The sequence below is a fragment of the Corynebacterium antarcticum genome (assembly GCF_016595285.2).
Classification (GTDB): Bacteria; Actinomycetota; Actinomycetes; order Mycobacteriales; family Mycobacteriaceae; genus Corynebacterium; species Corynebacterium antarcticum.
Genome location: NZ_JAENIP020000003.1, coordinates 414674 through 433905, shown reverse-complemented (window position 1 = coordinate 433905; position 19232 = coordinate 414674). Strand labels below are relative to the sequence as shown.

General features: G+C 68.4%; 18 protein-coding genes. 14 read left to right on the top strand and 4 right to left on the bottom strand.

Features of this window, described 5'->3' with window-relative positions; all coding sequences use genetic code 11:
• Positions 1-179: 179 nt before the first annotated feature.
• From JIM95_RS09260 to JIM95_RS09235, 6 genes are all read left to right on the top strand, one after another.
• A complete protein-coding gene (locus JIM95_RS09260) occupies positions 180-1286 on the top strand; it encodes a sensor histidine kinase (RefSeq protein WP_200259130.1) in 1107 nt (368 codons plus the stop codon).
• Positions 1283-1897: a response regulator transcription factor gene (locus JIM95_RS09255; RefSeq protein WP_200259112.1), complete on the top strand. Its 615-nt coding sequence runs from the start codon at positions 1283-1285 to the stop codon at positions 1895-1897. Before JIM95_RS09260 ends, JIM95_RS09255 begins: the two co-directional genes overlap by 4 nt.
• Positions 1898-1992: 95 nt before the next feature.
• A complete protein-coding gene (locus tag JIM95_RS09250) occupies positions 1993-2943 on the top strand; it encodes an ABC transporter ATP-binding protein (protein WP_200259109.1) in 951 nt (316 codons plus the stop codon).
• Positions 2944-2956: 13 nt separating this feature from the next.
• Positions 2957-3718, top strand: coding sequence for an ABC transporter permease (locus tag JIM95_RS09245; protein ID WP_200259106.1), 762 nt, complete (start codon positions 2957-2959; stop codon positions 3716-3718).
• Positions 3715-4797, top strand: coding sequence for a sensor histidine kinase (locus JIM95_RS11510; protein WP_200259103.1), 1083 nt, complete (start codon positions 3715-3717; stop codon positions 4795-4797). The genes JIM95_RS09245 and JIM95_RS11510 overlap by 4 nt, the downstream gene beginning before the upstream one ends.
• Positions 4788-5408: a response regulator transcription factor gene (locus JIM95_RS09235; RefSeq protein ID WP_200259100.1), complete on the top strand. Its 621-nt coding sequence runs from the start codon at positions 4788-4790 to the stop codon at positions 5406-5408. The genes JIM95_RS11510 and JIM95_RS09235 overlap by 10 nt, the downstream gene beginning before the upstream one ends.
• A gap of 122 nt (positions 5409-5530) precedes the next feature.
• Here JIM95_RS09235 and JIM95_RS09230 read toward each other — a convergent pair whose 3' ends face one another.
• Positions 5531-6196 (bottom strand): exonuclease domain-containing protein, encoded by a 666-nt coding sequence (locus tag JIM95_RS09230; protein ID WP_200259098.1) that lies wholly within the window; start codon positions 6194-6196, stop codon positions 5531-5533.
• On the bottom strand, positions 6196-8052 hold the full coding sequence (locus JIM95_RS09225) for a DUF294 nucleotidyltransferase-like domain-containing protein (RefSeq protein ID WP_200259095.1): 1857 nt from the start codon (positions 8050-8052) through the stop codon (positions 6196-6198). Before JIM95_RS09225 ends, JIM95_RS09230 begins: the two co-directional genes overlap by 1 nt.
• 238 nt (positions 8053-8290) lie before the next feature.
• Between JIM95_RS09225 and JIM95_RS09220 the strand changes: the two genes are divergently transcribed.
• Together JIM95_RS09220 and JIM95_RS11590 are read left to right on the top strand one after the other, a co-directional pair.
• Complete coding sequence (locus JIM95_RS09220) at positions 8291-9400, top strand: alpha/beta fold hydrolase (RefSeq protein ID WP_200259092.1); 1110 nt, start codon at positions 8291-8293, stop codon at positions 9398-9400.
• Positions 9401-9498: 98 nt separating this feature from the next.
• Complete coding sequence (locus JIM95_RS11590; protein WP_418904044.1) at positions 9499-10140, top strand: ASCH domain-containing protein; 642 nt, start codon at positions 9499-9501, stop codon at positions 10138-10140.
• A gap of 72 nt (positions 10141-10212) precedes the next feature.
• On the opposite strand, the gene JIM95_RS09210 is transcribed toward JIM95_RS11590, so the two are convergent.
• Both JIM95_RS09210 and JIM95_RS09205 read right to left on the bottom strand, forming a co-directional pair.
• On the bottom strand, positions 10213-11229 hold the full coding sequence (locus JIM95_RS09210) for a 3-isopropylmalate dehydrogenase (protein WP_200259069.1): 1017 nt from the start codon (positions 11227-11229) through the stop codon (positions 10213-10215).
• An 88-nt stretch (positions 11230-11317) separates the two neighbouring features.
• Positions 11318-12259 carry a type III secretion system chaperone family protein gene (locus JIM95_RS09205; RefSeq protein WP_200259042.1) on the bottom strand — a complete coding sequence of 314 codons (942 nt, stop codon included), beginning with the start codon at positions 12257-12259 and terminating at the stop codon, positions 11318-11320.
• 327 nt (positions 12260-12586) lie between these two features.
• Here JIM95_RS09205 and JIM95_RS09200 point away from each other — a divergent pair, with 327 nt between their 5' ends.
• The 6 genes from JIM95_RS09200 (at position 12587) to JIM95_RS09175 (ending at position 19137) form a co-directional block, all read left to right on the top strand.
• Entirely contained in the window at positions 12587-14116 is a 1530-nt protein-coding gene (locus tag JIM95_RS09200) for a SulP family inorganic anion transporter (RefSeq protein WP_200259039.1), read from the top strand.
• 115 nt (positions 14117-14231) lie between these two features.
• Positions 14232-15002: a hypothetical protein gene (locus tag JIM95_RS09195; RefSeq protein ID WP_200259036.1), complete on the top strand. Its 771-nt coding sequence runs from the start codon at positions 14232-14234 to the stop codon at positions 15000-15002.
• Positions 15003-15224: 222 nt separating this feature from the next.
• Positions 15225-16721, top strand: a complete 1497-nt coding sequence (locus JIM95_RS09190; RefSeq protein ID WP_200259033.1) for a methylmalonyl-CoA carboxytransferase subunit 5S — start codon at positions 15225-15227, stop codon at positions 16719-16721.
• Between the two features lie 53 nt (positions 16722-16774).
• Entirely contained in the window at positions 16775-18328 is a 1554-nt protein-coding gene (locus JIM95_RS09185) for an acyl-CoA carboxylase subunit beta (RefSeq protein WP_200259030.1), read from the top strand.
• Positions 18329-18469: 141 nt separating this feature from the next.
• Positions 18470-18688 carry a hypothetical protein gene (locus tag JIM95_RS09180; protein ID WP_198737642.1) on the top strand — a complete coding sequence of 73 codons (219 nt, stop codon included), beginning with the start codon at positions 18470-18472 and terminating at the stop codon, positions 18686-18688.
• 83 nt (positions 18689-18771) lie between these two features.
• The gene (locus tag JIM95_RS09175) at positions 18772-19137 is read left to right on the top strand and encodes a biotin/lipoyl-containing protein (protein ID WP_200259027.1); all 366 of its coding nucleotides are present in this window, start codon (positions 18772-18774) and stop codon (positions 19135-19137) included.
• The last annotated feature ends 95 nt before the right edge of the window (positions 19138-19232 follow it).

Sequence of the window (19232 nt, the reverse complement as noted above, 5' to 3'; positions counted from 1 at the left end):
GGGGAGACATCGGGGCCGCACTGGTGCTGTCCACGGTTCCCCGGGCCCGCGACAACGGATCACCGGGCCCGTGACATATGACAGTGTCCGTACGGTGCGACGTACCGTTTAGTGGTTGCATGAACGGTACGGATCCGTGCACCACCCAGACTGTCCCCCACCCACCGGAGGCCACCCCCGTGACGACAACAGATGACCGTGTCCGATCGAACGCGATCACCGCCGCGCCGGCACTGCTGACGCTCATACCGGGCGTCGTCTACGGTCCGGAGTATCTCCCGTACACGCTCAGCCCCTGGATCCTCTATCCCTGCGTCATCGCGCTCCTGGTGGCGTACGGCGGGTTGTTCCTCTGGCTGTTCCACCGCGGCGGACGCCGTCTCGCACTCCGCCGGCGGGTGTGGGGCGCGGGAGGACTGACGGCCATCGCCGGGCTGATGCTGCCGCTGAACCCGGATTCGTCGGCGGCGGGATTCTTCCTCGCCGCGCTCTGGCTCGTCTGTTCCTGTCCGTGGCGTGTCTGGTTGCCTGGCTGGGCCCTCTTCGTCATTCTCGAGATCGTCGCCCAGTTGTTGACGGCCGTCGGGACGGGGATTATCTTTCTCTACCCCGGTGCGCCGCTCATCCTCATCATCGGGGCCATCCGGGTGTTCACGGGAAGGCAGCGCCGGGGAAGCCTGGAGATCGCGGGAGCGGTGACCTCCGAACGCTCCAGATTGGCGCTCGACATCCACGACACGGTGGGGCAGACACTGACCGCCGCGGTGGTGAAACTGCAGGTCGCCGGGCAGCTCTTCGATTCCGCGTCCTCGAATGGAGCGAGCGCGGATGATCTCGGTGCCCGCGCCCGCAGGGAGATGGATGAATCGGAGGAACTCGTCCGCCGCGCACTGACGGAGCTGCGGGCGCTCATCAGTGATCTCCACGATTCCGGTCTCGCCCGGGAACTCGATCACGCGGAAGACATCCTCACCGCCGCCGGAATCACCCCGGTGATCCCCCGGCGCGGTGTGGAGCTGGTCCCGGAGTCGTTGAGCCCCGTGATGGGGTGGGTCGTGCGGGAGGCCGTGACCAACGTGGTCCGGCATTCCGGTGCGGATGAATGCCGGATCCGGGTTGAGTCGGACCGGGTCATCGTCACGGACGACGGGCGGGGGCCCGGTGCGACGGATGCCCCCGGCACCGGGACAGCGTCGATGACGAAACGTGTCCGGCAGTCCGGTGGGACACTGCGGATCACCGCAACCGAACCAACCGGAACCCGCGTCGAGGCACGGTGGTCATGACCGGGCGGATACGGATCATCATCGCCGACGATCAGGCACTCGTCCGGGGCGCGGTCGCCGCGCTGCTGTCCCTGCAGGCCGACATCGAGGTCGTCGCCGAATGCGCGGACGGCGCCGAAACCGTTGACGCCGCGCGACGTCTGGCACCCCACGTGTGCCTGCTCGACATCGAGATGCCCGGCATGGACGGACTCACCGCGACGCAGGCGATCCGTGCGCTCCCGAACCCGCCGAAGGTACTCATCGTCACCACCTTCGGGCGGATCGGGTACCTGAAGCGGGCTCTCGACGCCGGCGCCTCCGGATTCACCGTGAAGACGGCACCCGCGGGCGAACTCGCGGAGGCGGTCCGCCGGGTCCACCGGGGGCTCCGGGCGATCGACCCCGTGCTCGCCCGGGAGTCACTGTCCACCGGAACCAATCCCCTGACCGCACGCGAGTGCGACGTCCTCCGACTGAGCCTGACCGGAGACACCATCGCGGGAATCGCCGGACATCTGGGGCTCTCCCCCGGTACCGTGCGCAACCACATCAGTCACGCGATGGCGAAAACCCACGCCGTCACCCGGACAGAAGCCGCCGTCACCGCCCGCGAACACGGCTGGATCTAGTTCCGCACCCGATCAACGGGCCATGACATCTGTCACCTCCAGGTGGTGACATTCCGGGGATCCGGAACACCCGGCGCGCGGACGACACTGGGGCCATGAGAAGCACAGACCCCACCACACCAGTCATCTCGGTCTCCGGAGTGACGAGGACCTTCGGATCGGGCGACCGCACGGTCCGGGCCGTCGACGACGTCACCCTGGAGATCAACGCCGGCGAGATCGTCGCCCTGCTCGGCCCCAACGGCGCGGGCAAGACGACCCTCATCGACATGATCTGCGGGTTCTCCACACCCGGGGGCGGATCCATCCGGGTGTTCGGCCGGCAGCCGGCCGCGGTCACCGGCAGCGGGCGGATCGCCTGTGTCCCCCAGTCGGGCGGGCTCAATCCCCACCTGACGGTGCAGAGGACCCTGCTGCTCATCGCCGCCGCCCAGAAAGTGGAGACGGGGCGCGTCGACGAGGTCGCCGAACGGGCGGGGATCACCGGTCTGATGAAGCGCCGGGTGAAGAACTGCTCGGGCGGGGAACAGCAGCGCATCAAGTTCGCGGTCTCCCTGATCGGGGATCCCGACCTGATCATCCTCGACGAGCCGACCACGGGCATGGACGCCGGTGCCCGGCGCGAGTTCTGGGCAGCGATCTCCCGGGACGCGGATGCCGGGCGGACGATCATCTTCGCCACGCACTACCTCGCCGAGGCGGAGGAACACGCCGAACGGATCGTGGTGATGGCACACGGGGCGATCATCTCCGACGGGTCGGTGCGCGATCTCCTGGGTACCCGGGCACGGACGGTGACGATCGCGGCCGTCTCCCCGGAGGACACGGCCCGCGCGTGCACCGGTCTGGACGCCCGGGTGGACGGTGACCGCATCACCGTCGCACCCGGCCACTCCGATGAGCTCGCCCGCCGGCTCCTCCGGATCCCGGGCGCCCGGGACCTGATCATCCACCAGCTGTCCCTCGAGCAGGTCTTCCTCGAGCTCACCGCCGAGCCCACGGCCCACCCGACGGCTGCGGGCGTCGACACGCACAGCACTCACTGAAAGGCAGCCGACCATGACAACGACCTTCCTCAACCGCCTCCTCCGCCACACCCTCACCGACATCTCCGTCATGCTCGCCGCGGTGTTCCTCCCCGTGGCGGTGTACCTGGGTGTCACCTTCGACACCGGTCAGTGGAACGTCCCGGCCGGGCCGGTCGCCAACCTGCACTTCATCGTCGCCATGTCCATCGCGCTCTACGGCACCGCGACCGTCGCCGCGAACGAGGGCGCGACGATCACGGCGGAGCGGGACACGAACTGGCTGCGGACCATCGCGCTCACCCGCCTGGGGATGAACCGCTACGTGGCCGTGAAGCTGCTCATCACGTTGGTGGTGTCCGTCGTGCCGATCCTCGCGATCGCGACGGTCTCCCCGCTGCGTGGCGCCGAGGCCCCGGTCGGCATGTGGCTCGCGGTCGGCGTCTGCTGCCTCGTCGGCGCCGTGATCTTCGGACTCTTCGGCCTCATGATGGGGCTCTGGTTCTCCGGGTCCACGGTCACCCGCTACATGGGGCTGATCATGATGCTGATCGCGTTCACGGGCAACCTATTCCTGCCGCTCGAGGGCGTGCTGCTGGACATCGCGCGCTTCACCCCGATGTTCGGCCCGGGCATGCTCACCCGCTCGGTGATCTGGTACCTGAGTCCCGGCACCGGCGGCGGAGCGGAAGACCAGCTGTTCCCGCTGTGGCAGCTCATCCTTAACATGGGGGCATGGACGCTCATCTTCGTCGCGCTCGCGTGGCTCGGCCACCGGAGGGGACTGCGCAGGTGAGCCCCCGGACCGTGACCGGCGGGCGGGACCGGATCTCCGTCCCGGCGGCGCTGACCACCGCCCTCTGGCTGGTGTTCCTCGCCCCGGCCGTCGGGGAGGCCCTCACCGGGGATCACCCGGCGTGGGTGCGGGTGGCGTCCGTGACCACCATCCTCGTCTTCGGTGCTCTCTACGTCGCCCTGTACGGGTTCCTCCTGACGAAGCGGGCCTCCCCGATGACCCGGCGCCGGTCGCTCGTGGGCCTGACCGGTCTGCTCGGGCTCACGGTGCTCAACTGGCTCCTCATCGGTCCCACCGCGGTCGGCATGCTCTACTACCCGGTCGCGTGGGCCGGGATCGCCCTGCCGATCCTGGTGAGTGCACCCCTGATCGGCGGGTCCGTCGTGGTGTTCTTCCTGGCCGGGATGGAGAACCCGGTGCCGATGTCCATCGGGATCATCATCCTCGGCTGGGCGATGATCCTCACCCAGCACTACCGATACCTCGGCCTGCGGGAGGCCGAGACGCAGAACAAGCTCGCGATCCTCACGGAGCGGGAGCGCCTCGCCCACGACATGCACGACACCGTCGGGCAGACGCTCACCGCCGTCACCGTCAAACTCCAGCTCGCCGAGCGTCTCGTCGACGCGGCACCGGCGGATGCGCGCGACGAGATCGCGGAATCCCGTGAGCTGACACGGCGGGCGCTGAACGAGCTCCGCAGCGTCGTGGCGGGACTGCGGGAGTCGTCGCTGGACTTCGAGCTGTCCTGTGCCGCGGACATCCTCGGGGCCGCGGGCATCCGGGCCGACCTGCCCGCTGACCCGCCGGTCGACGGGGACGTGGAGAAGCCGATGGCCTGGGTCGTCCGGGAGGCCACCACGAACGTCGTCCGCCACTCCCGGGCACGAACCTGCCGGGTCACCGTCGGCCCGCGCAGGCTCGTGGTCGCCGATGACGGCACCGGGTTCCGGGCCGACCCGGAGCCGGGCGGCAACGGGCTGAGCTCGATGCGGAGCCGCGTCGAATCAACCGGCGGGACATTCACGGTGGACACCGGGGAGAACTCGGGGACGACGGTGGAGGCGACATGGCCGTGACAGACGGCATCCGCGTCCTCATCGCCGAAGACCAGGCGCTCGTCCGGGGAGCGCTCGTGGCCCTGCTCAACCTCGAGCGCGACATCGACGTCATCGCCGACTGCGGCGACGGCGCCACCGCCGTCGATCTCGCCGCCTGCCACCGGCCCGACGTGTGCCTGCTCGACATAGAGATGCCCGTGACGGACGGGATCACCGCGACCCGGGAGATCCGCGCGCTGGATGATCCACCGCGCGTGCTGATACTCACCACCTTCGGGCGCGCCGGGTACCTGCGCCGCGCGATGGATTCCGGAGCCAGCGGCTTCATGGTGAAGGACTCCCCGGCGGAGGAACTCGCCGAGGCGATCCGCCGCATCCACGCCGGGCTCACCGTGATCGACCCCGCACTCGCCCGGGACTCACTCGCGGCCGGCACCAGCCCGTTGACCGACCGTGAGGCAGAGCTTCTCCGGCTCGCGCTCACCGGGGCGACGGTGGCCGACATCGCGTCAAGTGTGCACCTGACCCAGGGGACGGTGCGCAACCACCTGAGCCGCGCGATAGCCAAGACCCACACCGCCAACCGGATGGAGGCCGCCGTCACCGCACGGGACCTCGGCTGGATCTGAGACGGGCTGTTCCCCGGCGCGGGCACGATACGTGACTGGCGGTCGGGACGGTCCCGCCGGGATCAGCGGTGCCCGTCAGTTCCCATGCGGCCACCGGTGGTTTCCCGCGGCAGGCGAAAGGATCAGGGCTGCATCGTCTTCATCGTGTCGCCCCGGGCGTTCGCCGCGAGGGCCAGATACAGCTCCGCGCACGCCAGGGCGTCGGTGAGTGCGTTGTGGCTGCGGTAGAACGGTAGCCCGTAGCGACCACGCACCCGGGGCAGGCGCAGGTCCTCGCCCCGGGGATAGGTTCCCATGCGTTCCATGTGGCGGCGTTCCACGGCGAAGGTGTCGACGATCGGGACCATCAGGTCGGCGCCGAAGTGCCGCCTGCACGCGTACCCGAGGAACCCCTGCTCCATGTGGGCGTAGTGGACGAGCATGACCCGCCCGGCGAGCGCGTCCAGCAGCCGGGCCACCGCCTCTGCCGGGTCCTCGCCCGCGGCGACGGCGTCGTCGGTCAGTCCGTGGACGGTGGCGGAGTCCCCCACCGAGGCGTCCCCCTCGGTTCCGCGGAGCACGACGTGTCCGGCTCCGGCGAGGTCGATGGACCCGCCGTCGACCGGGACCCAGCCGATGGACAGCAGCCGGTCCTTTCCCGGGGTGAGTCCGGTGGTCTCCACGTCGACGGCGAGCAACGGCAACGTGTCCAACTTGTCGGAGGGAACCGGGAAACTGCTCCGGTAGAACTCCGCCAGCGGGCCGGTCGCGGCGCGCATCGTGCGGGAGCGCTTGTCCAGACCGAACATCAGATGCTCCTGACCGGGTACTTCGTCGCCAGTGCGTTCTGCATGTTCTTGATGATCTGGAAGGCGTCGCGCAGGTGCTCGGAATCGAGCCTGCCCAGCGCCTTCGGGTTGATGTGGTAGTTCGGCTCCTCGCCGCGCCGGACCTGCTCCGCCTGCTGTTTGAGGGCGATGGTGTTGAGGAAGTCGAAGGCGTCGATGAGTTCCTCGGCCCCGCCCGTGGACACCGCCCCCTGCCCGGCGGCGAGCTTGAGGCGTGGCCGGGTGCCCACGGCATCGATTCCGCTGGCGAGGGAGAACAGCCGCGCCATCTGGACGATCGCGGCGGTGCCGCCCTTCTTCACGTCGAGGGTGTTGGCGTACTCCCCGGAGCGGTCCACAACCAGGCCGCGGAAGAGCCCCAGCGGCGGTTCGCGGCGGGCGGCCAGCGCGCCGAGGTGCGCGTGCATCCGCTGTGCGCCCCTGGCCTGCCGGACGGCGAAGGTGTGCACCTCCTCGGCGAGTCTCTCCTCGCCGTGGATGGCCCGGAAATCGAAGAAGGTCTGTGCGTGGAGCAGGGCGTCCGGCTCGGGTGCGGTGATCCAGTTGTGGAACGTGGAGATCCACGTCGAGACCGTCATCCGCCAGTCCGGATTCATCGCCATCATGTTGCCCGGGCAGAGCACCTGACCGGCGGCGGCCAGGCCCTCGCACACGTAGGTCGCGAGATCCGCGAAGTACTGCCCGTGCTCCGCTTCATCGAAGGAGTCGTCGAGCACCATCGCGTTGTCCTGGTCACTCGCCAGCCGCATGCCGCGGCGCCCCTGCGAGCCGACGACGACGAAGGCGTACGGGACCGGTGGCTCGCCGAACTTCTCCTCGCCGAGCTGCAGCAGGCGCCTGGCCAGACCGTCGGCGGCCACGGTGAGCAGTCCGGTGATCTCCTCCGAGCTGGCGCCCCGTTCGATGAACCGGACGGCCACGTCGTGGGCGTTGTCGTAGACCTCCTTCAGTTCCTCCGGGGTGTCGCGCCTGGAGAGGTCCGCGGTGAGGTAGATGGGGTCATGGCGCAGCAGCCGCATGATGTCGGAGGAGCTGACCAGCCCGACGAGGCGACCCGAATCGACGACCGGAAGATGGTGGACGCGTCGTTCGGCCATGCGGAGCATCGCCTCGAAGGCGGGCATGTCGGACGTCGCCGTCTTCGGTCCCGCCGTCATGATCTCGGTGATCGGCCCGTCCAGGTCCGTTCCCGAGGCGATCCCGCCCCGCATGTCCCGGTCGGTCACGATTCCCGCGAGGTCTCCACCGCGGGTGATGAGAAGGGACGAGACGCGGTTGCCCTCCATCGTCCTGGCGGCCTCACGGACCGAGACGCCGTCCTCCACCGACACGGGTTCGGTGACCATGAAGTCCCCGACGAGGGTGCTCAGCACGTCGGAGGCTGAGTCCTGCCGCAGGGACGAGGCCGCCGCTGCGATCCGGGCGGACTGACCCGAGTAGTAGCGCTGAACCTGGGGATGCTCCTCCGCGAGCTCGACGAACGCCTGACGCGGCAGGACGAGGAGGAGGGTGTCCTCGACGGCGATCATGTCGTACCGGGAGGCCGCTTTGTCACCCACGAGAGTCGAGTACCCGAAGGTCCTGCCCGCACCACGCCGGTCCAGGAGGATGCCGTCCGAATCGGTGATGTCCACGGCGCCGGACCGGATCACGTGGAGGGTGTCGTTGGTGTCCCCCGTCCCGACGATCGTCACCCCACGACGGACATAGCGCATGTCCATCTGCGCGGGCAGGGCGTCCAGGACCTCATCCGGCAGCTGCGCGAAGGGATCGGTGGTGGCCAGGAAGTCGCGGACCTCATCAAGTTCAACAGACATGCAGCAAGTGTATATGGTGATCGCGGACACATGCAGCCAATTCACGTGATGCACGTCTCCAATGCGGTCACCGTGGGTTCATCGGAAAGCTATCACCGTTCACTGTGAATTCCCGGTTGCACCCTGGTTTCACGTCCCCGATTTTTGTACGCTTACCGCAATCGAACCACATGCGTGGACCACAGGGTCACACGCCTGAATCCGGCCGCCCCCCGACCGTCAACCCGAGGTGATTCGCTTGTCCACCGTTCGCGTCCAACCGGGCACCCGTCCGTTCCCCATCAAGGACAACGCCCTACCCCTCGACACGGTCGCCGACGACGTCCTGTGCGATGCAGCCTGCGCCAACACCCCACGATTCGTCCCCCACGACGACGGGTGGGCACTCGTCCTGGCGACCACCCGGGGAGCACCCGGCCGCAGCCTTTTCGCGGACGTCTCCGGAATCACCGACCGGTCGCGCCTCGAGGCCGGTCTGATGCGCCCGCATCCCGAGGTCCCCAAGGTCCGCGCCTGCGTCCTGAAGGTCCCGAAGGGCTGGCGCGGAAGCGTCCGCTACCTGCCGATGGAGGGCGAGCATCCCGTGGCCCCGACCGGTGCCGCACAGCGCGCCTGGTGGAAGGACCTGATCCGGGGCGCGCTCCTCCCCGAGGGCGAGGAGATCAATCACTCGTCCGCACCGGCGACCGTGGTCTCCGCACCGGATGCCGCGATGGACCACGCCACGGGCGAGGAGCCCGGCTGGCCGGCCCGGACCGTGAACATCGAGGCTGCCGAACCACGGTGCATGCGCCTCGTGGAGACCGGTGGCACCGGGGTACCGCTGGTGGTGTTCGACGGCCCGCTGTTCCACAACGCCGGAGCGATGGCCGCACTGTCCACCCTCGACGTGATCCCCTCCCACATCGCGTTCATCATCCACGGCCACGACGTCGGGTCGAGGAACCGTGACCTCCTACGCAACGACGATTTCACGGCCGCGGTGCTCGACACCGTGGCCCGGGAGACCGGCACGCCGAGGGTCGTCGTCGCGGGTTCGTCCTACGGCGGGCTCGGCGCCCTCTACGCCGCCGCGACCCGCCCCGAGCAGGTGGCCGGGGTCATCGCCCTGTCCACGCCGTTCTCCCGCTTCGAGGACTGGGAGCTGCTGCGCAAACTACCGGACCGGATCCGGGTCGTCATCGACGGTGGAGAACTCGAGTGGCTCATGGTGCACGGCTTCGAGCACGCCGAGGACCGCCTGCGCGAACTCGGCGTGAACCACATCGCCAGGAGATTCGTCGGGGGCCACGACATCGCCTGCTGGCGGCGACGGATCGCGGAGGACTACAAGCTGATCGTTGAGTAGAACAGCGGACACCGCACCGGGCACAGGGATATCATTTCCTGACGGACACACCGCCCGACCCCGCACTCCCCACCGGCAAGTTCGCGTTCCCGGGACCGTTGCGCGATGCCCTGGTCGCGGCGATTCTCGGCGGGGAGAAAACCGCCACCTCCACCCAGCTGCGCGAGCACGAGGCCGAGGGCACCGATCCCCGGGCCCCGGCGGCCACGCGTGAGGTCGTGGTCGACAGCGACAACCGGCCGGTGTGCGTCATCGAGACAACGGACGCGGTGATCCGCCCGTTCGGCGACGCGGACGACGAGTTCGCCCCGGACCGAGGGCGAGGGGTACACGACCGCCCGGGAGTGGGCGTCGGCGCACCGCGGGTTCCGGCACAGCACCGAATACCGCGAAGCGATCGGCGATCCCCACTTCACCGTCAGCGACGACACACCGGTGGTGTGCGCCCGTTTCCGCGTGGTGCAGCGGTGGGGGACAGCCCGCGCGACACCCCTGACTGGGTTCCACCATCCCCGGGATGTCGTCCGGTCAGCCGACCACGGACCGGCCCACGCCCGAATCCCCCGTGGTTTCACGGGGTGGGGCGCTTCTCTCTCCACCCCGTGACGCCGGGAAATCGGCGTCACACCCCGACGGCGGACTTCCGTGGACGTGACCGACGGGATCACCGGAGTGCGGGATCACCGATTGTCCGGACCGCGGCCGGACCGGACCGGGTTCAGCGGATTCATCTCCGGTGACCCGGGCAGGGCGGAGGAATCGGAGACTCAGTGGTTCCCGCCGGTGGAGGGGTCGCGCCCGGGCCTGGGGCACTACCCCAGAGCCGCGACGATCCGGTCGCCCACCTCGCTGGTGACGACACCGCCGGCACCGCGGGAGGCGACGTCCTCCGCGACGGCCTTCTCGATGCGTGCGGCGTTGTCCCCGTCGCCCAGGTGGCGCAGGAGGAGTGCCGCGGAGAGAATCGCGGCCGACGGATCGGCGACGCCCTTTCCGGCGATGTCCGGTGCGGAGCCGTGGACCGGTTCGAACATGGAGGGGTTGACGCCCGAGGCGTCGATGTTGCCGGAGGCGGCCAGCCCGATCCCGCCGGTGACTGCGCCGGCAAGGTCGGTGAGGATGTCGCCGAAGAGGTTGTCGGTGACGATGACGTCGTAGCGGGAGGGGTCGGTGACCATGTAGATGGTGGCGGCGTCGATGTGGTTGTAGTCGACGGTGACGTCCGGGTACTCGGCGGCGACGGCGTCGACGGTGCGCTGCCACAGCCCACCGGCGTGGACGAGGACGTTGGTCTTGTGCACGAGGGTCAGGTGCCCGCGGCGTGCGCGGGCGCGCTCGAAGGCGTCGCGGACGACGCGCTCCGCGCCGAAGCGGGTGTTCTGGCTGACCTCGCTGGCGACCTCGTGCTCGGTTCCCTCGCGGAGGAGGCCGCCGTTACCTGCATAGAGGCCCTCGGTTCCCTCGCGGACGACGACGAAGTCGATCTCGCCCGGGTCGGCGAGCGGGCTGGCGGATCCCGGGTAGAGCTTCGCGGGACGCAGGTTCACGTGGTGGTCGAGGGCGAAGCGCATCCTGAGCAGCAGCCCGCGTTCGAGGACACCGGGCGGGACCTCGCCCGGGGCGCCGACGGCGCCGAGGAGGATCGCGTCGTGATCCCGCAGGCTGGCGAGGTCGTCGTCGGTGAGGGTCTCACCGGTGGCGAGGTAGCGGCGCGCACCGAGGTCGAAGTCGGTGGTCTCGATGTCGTCGCGTACAGCGCGGAGGACCTTGAGTGCCTCCGCCGTGACCTCCGGGCCGATTCCGTCGCCGCCGATAACCGCCAGTTTCATTTGATGAGACTCCATTCCCACATAGTGAACTTATGTGGGTGAGTCTAACACTTCCCCACCGGTCCCACAGCCCCAGGCCGGAGCCGGATCAGACCTGCCGGAGCACGGCCTTCAGCTGCGAACCGGCACCGATGACACCGGTCCTGATCACGGCGTCGACCTGTGTGTCGCTGACGCCTGCGGCCACGGGTACGCCGACGCGGGACACGAGCCACCAGTCACCCAACCGCTGCACCGCGCACACCGCCGCGGTCGTGGACAGGGCGTTGGCGTGGTTGCAGACGTGCAGGAGCTGTCCGGGATCCGGCTCACCGGTCGCGGGCACGCGGGCCGCGACGCGGACGACGGCCTGCTCGGGATCGGAGAGGATGATGTCGACGGGGGTCCCGTCCATCGACAGACACACGGTCTCCGTCTCTTCGTCGTAGGGAACCTCCTCCACCCCGCGCGCCGCGAACCAGCCGGTGACCCGCTCCCGGGTCAGCGGTGGGAGCTCCGGGGACGGCGTCCGGACGACGGAGCGGCCCGGTGTCTCCGTGACCTCGGGGGCGGAGTCCGGCAGCGCCTTCGCGATCGCCTCCGCGAGTTCCCCGCCGATGCGCAGCGCGGTGCCGATGAGTCCTGCCACCTGTCCCCTGGTCACCCCGTCGCCGACCGGGAACACCAGGCGGGCGGTGACGTCGAGGGGGGCGGCGTCCTCGGCCGAGGTGTTCTCCCCCGGTGCGAGCACCGTCCGCAGCGGTTCCCCGCCGGGCGCCGAGAGAAACACGTGCGGCGCACAGGGGGCCGAGTTCACGGCGTTCGCGGCGACGAGCGCGGTAACGTAGTCGGCCGCGGTGACGGTGCCGTTGTAGCGCAGCAGCGCGATGATCCGGGGGTCGTCGTTCTCCGTGTCCACGCGCACGGTGAGGGTGACGGGCCCGTGGTCGACGGTTACGTCGGCGCCGGGGGCGGCTGCACGCGGCTCGAGGCCGATGCCGCGGGCCGCGGACTGGACGAGGGCGGTGTCGGGCCGGGTGAGTTCGTTCATGGAGCGGGGAGGGTCACTTCCTCGTGTCGGTCGGGGCGGCCGGGGTTCGGTCCGGGGCTGTTTTCTTCCCTGTCCAACCTACGCCACGGGGTGAGGGGATCGGCGGGACGAGTGTCGACGCCGTTTCCCTTTGTGCCGCAACACCGCTAGGGTGGACCTCCTGTGTGCCCGACCGGATAGCGCAACGCGCCCGATCGGGCTTTTTCTTCATCAGCCGCACCCTCCCCGGATCAACCGCGGGAGCGCCGTGCACCCGAACCGCCCACCACGCCCCCGCGTGGTGGAGCGCCGCGCTGATTCTTCCCATGATCCACCTGAAAGGCCCCCATGCCCCTCGAGCGCTCCGCCGTGAACGACACCCACGGAGACATCAGTGTCCCGGCCTCCTTCCGCGCCGCCTTCTCCTCCCCGCGCAGGCTGCGCATCGAGGTCCTCGCCGGCCTCGTCGTGGCACTCGCTCTCATCCCTGAGGCGATCAGCTTCTCCATCCTGGCGGGCGTCGACCCCAGGGTCGGGCTGTTCTCCTCCTTCATCATGGCCGTGACCATCGCGTTCACGGGCGGACGACCGGCGATGATCACCGCGGCGACCGGTGCGGTGGCCCTGGTCATCGCACCGCTGGTCGCGTCCCACGGACTGAACTACCTGATCGCGGCGGTGATTCTCGCCGGTGTCTTCCAGATCCTGCTCGCCGCGACGGGCGTGGCGAAGCTGATGCGTTTCATCCCCCGCTCGGTGATGGTCGGCTTCGTCAACGCACTGGCGATCCTCATCTTCATGGCGCAGATACCGCACCTGTACAACGTGCCGTGGGTGGTGTATCCGCTGATGGCGGTGGCCATCGCGATCATGGTGTTCCTGCCGCGCGTGACGACGGCCGTTCCGGCACCGCTCATCGCGATCATCGTGCTCACCGCGGTGGCGATGCTCGGCGGGTTCAGCCTGCCCGATGTCGCCGACCAGGGCGAGCTGCCCTCGAGCCTGCCGCAGTTCCTCATCCCGGACGTCCCGCTCACGCTGGAGACGTTGACGGTCATCGCGCCGTTCTCGCTCGCGATGGCGCTCGTCGGCCTGATGGAGTCGCTGATGACGGCGAAGCTCGTCGACGATCTCACCGAGACCCGCTCCGACAAGACCCGTGAGGCATGGGGTCAGGGCGCGGCGAACATCGCCTCCGGCTTCGTCGGCGGCATGGGTGGCTGCGCGATGATCGGCCAGACGATGATCAACGTCAAGGAATCCCGCGCCCGCACCCGCCTGTCCACCTTCCTCGCCGGCATCTTCCTGCTGATCCTCGTGGTCACCCTCGGCGACATCGTCGGACAGATCCCCATGGCCGCACTGGTGGCCATCATGATCATGGTCTCCGTCGGCACGTTCGACTGGCACTCCATCGCACCCCGAACCCTCACCCTCATGCCTTGGTCCGAGACCGCGGTCATGCTCGTCACCGTCGCAGCGACCCTCGCCACCCACAACCTCGCCGTCGGCGTCGTCACCGGCGTGGTCATGGCGATGGTCATGTTCGCCCGGCGGGTCGCCCACCTGACCACGGTGGAGAAGATCGCCGACGTCGACACCGACGATGACGGCCGGGTCAATCTGCGCACCTACCGCGTCGTCGGTCAGCTGTTCTTCGCCTCGTCGAACGATCTGGTCTACCAGTTCGACTACGACAACGATCCCGCCCAGGTCGTCATCGACCTCACCGACGCGGAGGTGTGGGACGCCTCGACCGTCGCCACCCTCGACGCCATCACCCGCAAGTACGCGGCGAAGGGCACGGAGGTGCAGATCATCGGCCTCGACGGTGCGTCGAAGCGGCGTCTGGACCGGCTCACCGGCGAACTCGTCTGACCCGGTGGCCGTGGGTTCCACGGCCACCCCTGCGGCGGGCTCACCCTGTTACCCTGTCGGTGACCGGACGCCGTTCCCCCGTGCGTGCACGGGGCTGACTTCTTCGAGGAGCCGGATGCGCACCAGCGACGACCTCGCCACCTCCGGGACCACCACCGGCGGATTCTCCATCCGCCGCTGCCTGAACACGGCCGTGGAAACCTTCCTCACGAACACATGGGGATGGCTCGGATACGGGATCATCGCGATCCTGTTCGCACCGCCGACCCTCCGGAATGAGGACTCCGGAGGGTTCAGCGCGACCGCCGAATCGAGCGCCGGGGCAGTCATCAACGGTGCGATATCCACGGCGTTGTTCGCGCTCGGGTTCACCTTCATCATCCGGGCCGCACTCCGCGACACCGCAGGAAACGGGGACAACACCGACAGGGAACACGGAAACGCCTTCCCCGTACTGCTGCTGATCGGCGCCGCGTTCCTCACGGTCCAGGCGGCCGTGATCCACGTCACGGATCTCCTGGGACCGGAGTGGGCGCTCATCGACGGTCCTTGGTACTTCCGCCTACGGCTCACCGCCCTGATCATCACAGCCGTGAGCGTTCTGCTGCTGCCCTTTGTACTGTTCGCCCCGTTCTGCTGCAGCGCGGGCGCGACGGTCGGCGAGTCCCTCGCACGGGGCTTCGCCATGGGCCGGGCGCACTACCTCCGGCTCGTCGCACTGCTGCTCGTCTGCATCCCGGTCCTCATTGCCGGTGCGCTCGCGCTCGGGGTCGGGCTCCTGGTCTCGATCCCGGTGGCGATCCTCACCGTCGCCGCCGCCTACCGGACCGTGTGCGGAGAAACGAACGCCACGGGGGACGCCCGCGGGCCGGCGATCGAGCGTTAGGCGACACCCGCATGCCCTGTGTCGGCCACCTCCCACATCATGTGATGCAACACACAGTTGATGGCCCGTACGCTGGACAGGGTGGCTTCGCGGCGTCTACCACGACATTCCCGACGAACGGCCCGTAAACTTCCGATTACGCCCGACCAAACAAGACGGGGGTGTCCGTCGCCACATTCGATACCCCTCCGCATTCCGCGTTACATCAGTATCTTGGAGATCATGAACCCTCGGAAGATCGGCGTGACAGAAGTAGCACTGCGCGATGCACACCAGTCCCTGATGGCCACCCGCATGGCCATGGAGGACATGACGGGCATCTGCGAGGACATCGACAAGGCCGGGTACTGGAGCGTTGAGTGCTGGGGCGGGGCGACGTTCGACGCCTGCATCCGCTTCCTCAACGAGGACCCCTGGGAGCGGCTGCGCACCTTCCGCAAGCTGCTGCCCAACTCGAAACTCCAGATGCTGCTCCGCGGCCAGAACCTGCTCGGCTACCGCCACTACGAGGACATGGTGGTGGACAAGTTCGTGGAACTGTCCGCGGAGAACGGCATGGACATCTTCCGCGTGTTCGACGCCCTCAACGACCCCCGGAATCTCGAGCACGCCATGGCCGCGGTGAAGAACGTCGGCAAGCACGCCCAGGGCACGATCTGCTACACCGTCTCCCCGCTGCACACCGTGGAGGGCTACGTCGAACAGGCGGGACGCCTGCTGGACATGGGCGCGGACTCCATCGCCCTGAAGGACATGGCCGCGCTGCTCAAACCGCAGCCCGCCTACGACATCATCCGCGGCATCAAGGAAACCTACGGCGAGGACACGCAGATCAACGTCCACTGCCACTCCACCACCGGCGTCACCCTGGTGACCCTGATGAAGGCCATCGAGGCCGGCGCCGACGTCGTCGACACCGCGATCTCGTCGATGTCGCTCGGCCCGGGCCACAACCCCACCGAGTCCCTCGTCGAGATGCTCGAGGGCACCGACTACACCACCGGCCTCGACATGGAGCGGCTCATCACGATCCGCGACCACTTCAAGGAGGTCCGCCCCAAGTACGCCGAGTTCGAGTCGAAGACACTGGTGGACACCAACATCTTCCTCTCCCAGATCCCCGGCGGCATGCTGTCGAACATGGAGTCCCAGCTCAAGGCCCAGGGCGCGGGCGACCGCATCGACGAGGTCATGCGGGAGGTCCCCGTGGTCCGCAAGGACGCCGGTTACCCGCCGCTGGTGACCCCGAGCTCCCAGATCGTCGGCACGCAGGCCGTGTTCAACGTGCTCATGGGCCGGTACAAGGTCCTCACCGCCGAATTCGCCGACCTCATGCTCGGCTACTACGGCGAGTGCATCGGTGAGCGCAACCCGGAGCTCATCGAGCAGGCGAAGAAACAGACCAAGAAGGAACCCATCACCTGCCGCCCGGCGGACCTCCTCGACCCCGAGTGGGAGGAACTCGTCGAGCAGGCCGCGGCCCTCGAGGGAGCCGACGGCTCCGACGAGGACGTGATGACCAACGCTCTGTTCCCCGGCGTCGCCCCCGGATTCTTCACCACCCGCGACGAAGGCCCGAAGTCCGTCGGCAAGACGAAGGAACAGCTCGAGGCCGAGAAGCAGGCCGCCAAGGAGGGTGCCTCGGCCGTACGCGAACCGATCACCTACAGGGTCTCCGTCGGCGGCCGCAGCCAGACCGTCCGCGTCGAACCCGCGTAGAGCTCTCCCCCATCCCCCTGCACCACCCCAGCACGAAGGAGCACGATAGTCCGATGGCGCAAGACAACATGGACACCCGCCTGACCGAACTCGCCGAACGTCGGGCGAAGGTCTTCGCCGGCGGCGGAGAGAAGAAGATCGAGGCCCAGCACGAACGCGGCAAACTCTCCGCCCGCGAACGCGTCGACCTGCTCATCGACGAGGGCACCTTCCAGGAGACCGGGGCCTTCACCACCCACCGCTCCACCCACTTCGGACTGGACAAGGCGACCCTGCCCGCCGACGGCGTGGTCACCGGGTCCGGCGCCGTCTACGGCCGCCCGGTCCACGTCGCCTCCCAGGACTTCACCGTCATGGGCGGCTCCGCCGGTGAGGAACAGTCCAACAAGGTCGCCGCGATGATGCAGGCCTCCGCCACCACCGGCACCCCCTTCGTCCTGATCAACGACTCCGGCGGAGCGCGCGTCCAGGAGGGCATCGGCTCGCTCTCCGGGTACGGGAAGGTGTTCTACAACAACGTCCTGCTGTCCGGCCTCGTGCCGCAGATCTCCATCATCGCCGGCCCCTGCGCCGGCGGCGCGGCCTACTCCCCCGCACTGACGGACTTCGTCATCCAGACCCGCAAGGCCAACATGTTTATCACCGGCCCCGGAGTCATCAAGACCGTCACCGGTGAGGACGTCACCGCCGAGTTCCTCGGCGGCGCCGATTCGCACATGTCCAAGGCCGGCAACATCGACTTCATCGCCGAGGACGACGAGCAGGCCATCCTCATCACGCAGAAACTGCTGAGTTTCCTGCCGCAGAACAACACCGAGGAACCGCCGCTGGTCAACCCCGACGAAATCGTCGAATCCGACCCCTCCCTCCGCGACATCGTCCCCGTCGACGGCCGCCGCGGCTATGACGTCCGCGACGTCATCGGACGCATCGTCGACCACGGTGACTTCCTCGAGGTCCAGGCCGGTTTCGCCCGTTCACTGGTCGTGGGTTTCGGCCGCATGATCGGCCGGACCGTCGGGTTCATCGCCAACCAGCCCAGCGTCATGTCCGGCGTGCTCGACATCGACTCCTCCGACAAGGCCTGCAAGTTCATCCGCTTCTGCAACGCCTTCAACATCCCCCTGGTCACCCTCGTCGACGTCCCCGGCTTCATGCCCGGCGTCTCCCAGGAACACGGCGGCATCATCCGCCACGGCGCCAAGGTCCTCTACGCCTACTCCGCAGCCAGCGTCCCGAAGATTACCGTCGTCCTGCGCAAGGCCTACGGCGGCGCGTACGTCGCGATGTGCTCCAAGGACCTCGGAGCGGACAAGGTCTTCGCCTGGCCCACCGCCGAAATCGCCGTCATGGGAGCCGAAGGCGCCGTCAACGTCGTATTCCGCCGCGAGATCGCCGCGGCCGAAGACCCCGAGGCACGCCGAGCCGAACTCGTCCAGGAATACAGGGACACCTTCTCCTCGCCGTACATGGCCGCCAGCCGCGGACTGGTCGACGAGATCATCGATCCCGCCGACACCCGCCGGGAGATCGCCCACGCCCTCGAACTGCTGGCCAACAAGCGGGTCCACCGGCCCGCGAAGAAGCACGGCCTCGGACCGGTGTAAACCACGACCCCGCCCAACAGCACCCCGAACAACCCCGCACCCAGCCCACAGGAGAACACAGTGAGCGGCACCACCCCTAACCCCGCCGACCGGGACGACCTCGAAGGACGACTCAAGGTCACCGAGGACACGCTCAAGACCATGAGCAGGCGGATCGACCAGCTCGAGCGGGAACTCGACGAACTCCGGCGCCGCTCCGACGTCGAGATCCCCGACGACATCCTCATGGCGATCTCCGCCGCGGTGTCCGCCTACCTGGGTAACTCCGGCAAGGTCCGCGCCGTCCGTTTCCACCGGCACCGCACCTGGGCCCAGCAGGGGCGCCGCGCGGCCCAGATCCACCACCGCACCCAGATGTAACCTGACCGACCACACCCCTCCCGGGCGCACCGAACCCCGCGCCGTCGAAACCCAGCTGATCGCCCCAAAGGAGCACACCGCACATGAAACTCAAGGTCACCGTCAACGGCGTCGCCTACTCCGTCGATGTGGAGGTCGAGGAGGAGCAGCGGACCCTCGGTCCCGTGATCTCCATGGGCTCGAGCCCCGTCAACACCCCGGCGGCACCAACCACCGCATCCGTGCAGGGTGTGTCCTCGAACGCGGTCGTCGCTCCCCTGGCCGGCAGCGTGTCCAAGGTCCTGATCAACGAGGGCGACACCATCGAGCAGGGCCAGGTTCTCCTCGTCCTCGAGGCCATGAAGATGGAAACCGAGATCACCGCGCCCGCAGGCGGAACCGTCGCCTCCCTCCCCGTCGGTGTCGGCGAATCCGTGCAGGGTGGACAGGTGCTGGTGGAGATTGGGTAGGGCGGCTCGGGGTGAGACATTGAGCTGTTGAAATCTGGCTGAGAGGGTCGGGCTGCAATGCATGCAGCCCGACCCTCTCGCATTCACTTTCAGAA

Coding starts and splice junctions, on each gene's coding strand:
- JIM95_RS09175 (WP_200259027.1), top strand. CDS start 18,772: ATGAAACTCAAGGTCACCGTCAACGGCGTCGCCTACTCCGTCGATGTG.
- JIM95_RS09205 (WP_200259042.1), bottom strand. CDS start 12,259: ATGAACGAACTCACCCGGCCCGACACCGCCCTCGTCCAGTCCGCGGCC.
- JIM95_RS09180 (WP_198737642.1), top strand. CDS start 18,470: ATGAGCAGGCGGATCGACCAGCTCGAGCGGGAACTCGACGAACTCCGG.
- JIM95_RS09230 (WP_200259098.1), bottom strand. CDS start 6,196: ATGTTCGGTCTGGACAAGCGCTCCCGCACGATGCGCGCCGCGACCGGC.
- JIM95_RS09185 (WP_200259030.1), top strand. CDS start 16,775: ATGGCGCAAGACAACATGGACACCCGCCTGACCGAACTCGCCGAACGT.
- JIM95_RS09245 (WP_200259106.1), top strand. CDS start 2,957: ATGACAACGACCTTCCTCAACCGCCTCCTCCGCCACACCCTCACCGAC.
- JIM95_RS09195 (WP_200259036.1), top strand. CDS start 14,232: ATGCGCACCAGCGACGACCTCGCCACCTCCGGGACCACCACCGGCGGA.
- JIM95_RS09225 (WP_200259095.1), bottom strand. CDS start 8,052: ATGTCTGTTGAACTTGATGAGGTCCGCGACTTCCTGGCCACCACCGAT.
- JIM95_RS09235 (WP_200259100.1), top strand. CDS start 4,788: ATGGCCGTGACAGACGGCATCCGCGTCCTCATCGCCGAAGACCAGGCG.
- JIM95_RS09200 (WP_200259039.1), top strand. CDS start 12,587: ATGCCCCTCGAGCGCTCCGCCGTGAACGACACCCACGGAGACATCAGT.
- JIM95_RS09250 (WP_200259109.1), top strand. CDS start 1,993: ATGAGAAGCACAGACCCCACCACACCAGTCATCTCGGTCTCCGGAGTG.
- JIM95_RS09190 (WP_200259033.1), top strand. CDS start 15,225: ATGAACCCTCGGAAGATCGGCGTGACAGAAGTAGCACTGCGCGATGCA.
- JIM95_RS09255 (WP_200259112.1), top strand. CDS start 1,283: ATGACCGGGCGGATACGGATCATCATCGCCGACGATCAGGCACTCGTC.
- JIM95_RS09210 (WP_200259069.1), bottom strand. CDS start 11,229: ATGAAACTGGCGGTTATCGGCGGCGACGGAATCGGCCCGGAGGTCACG.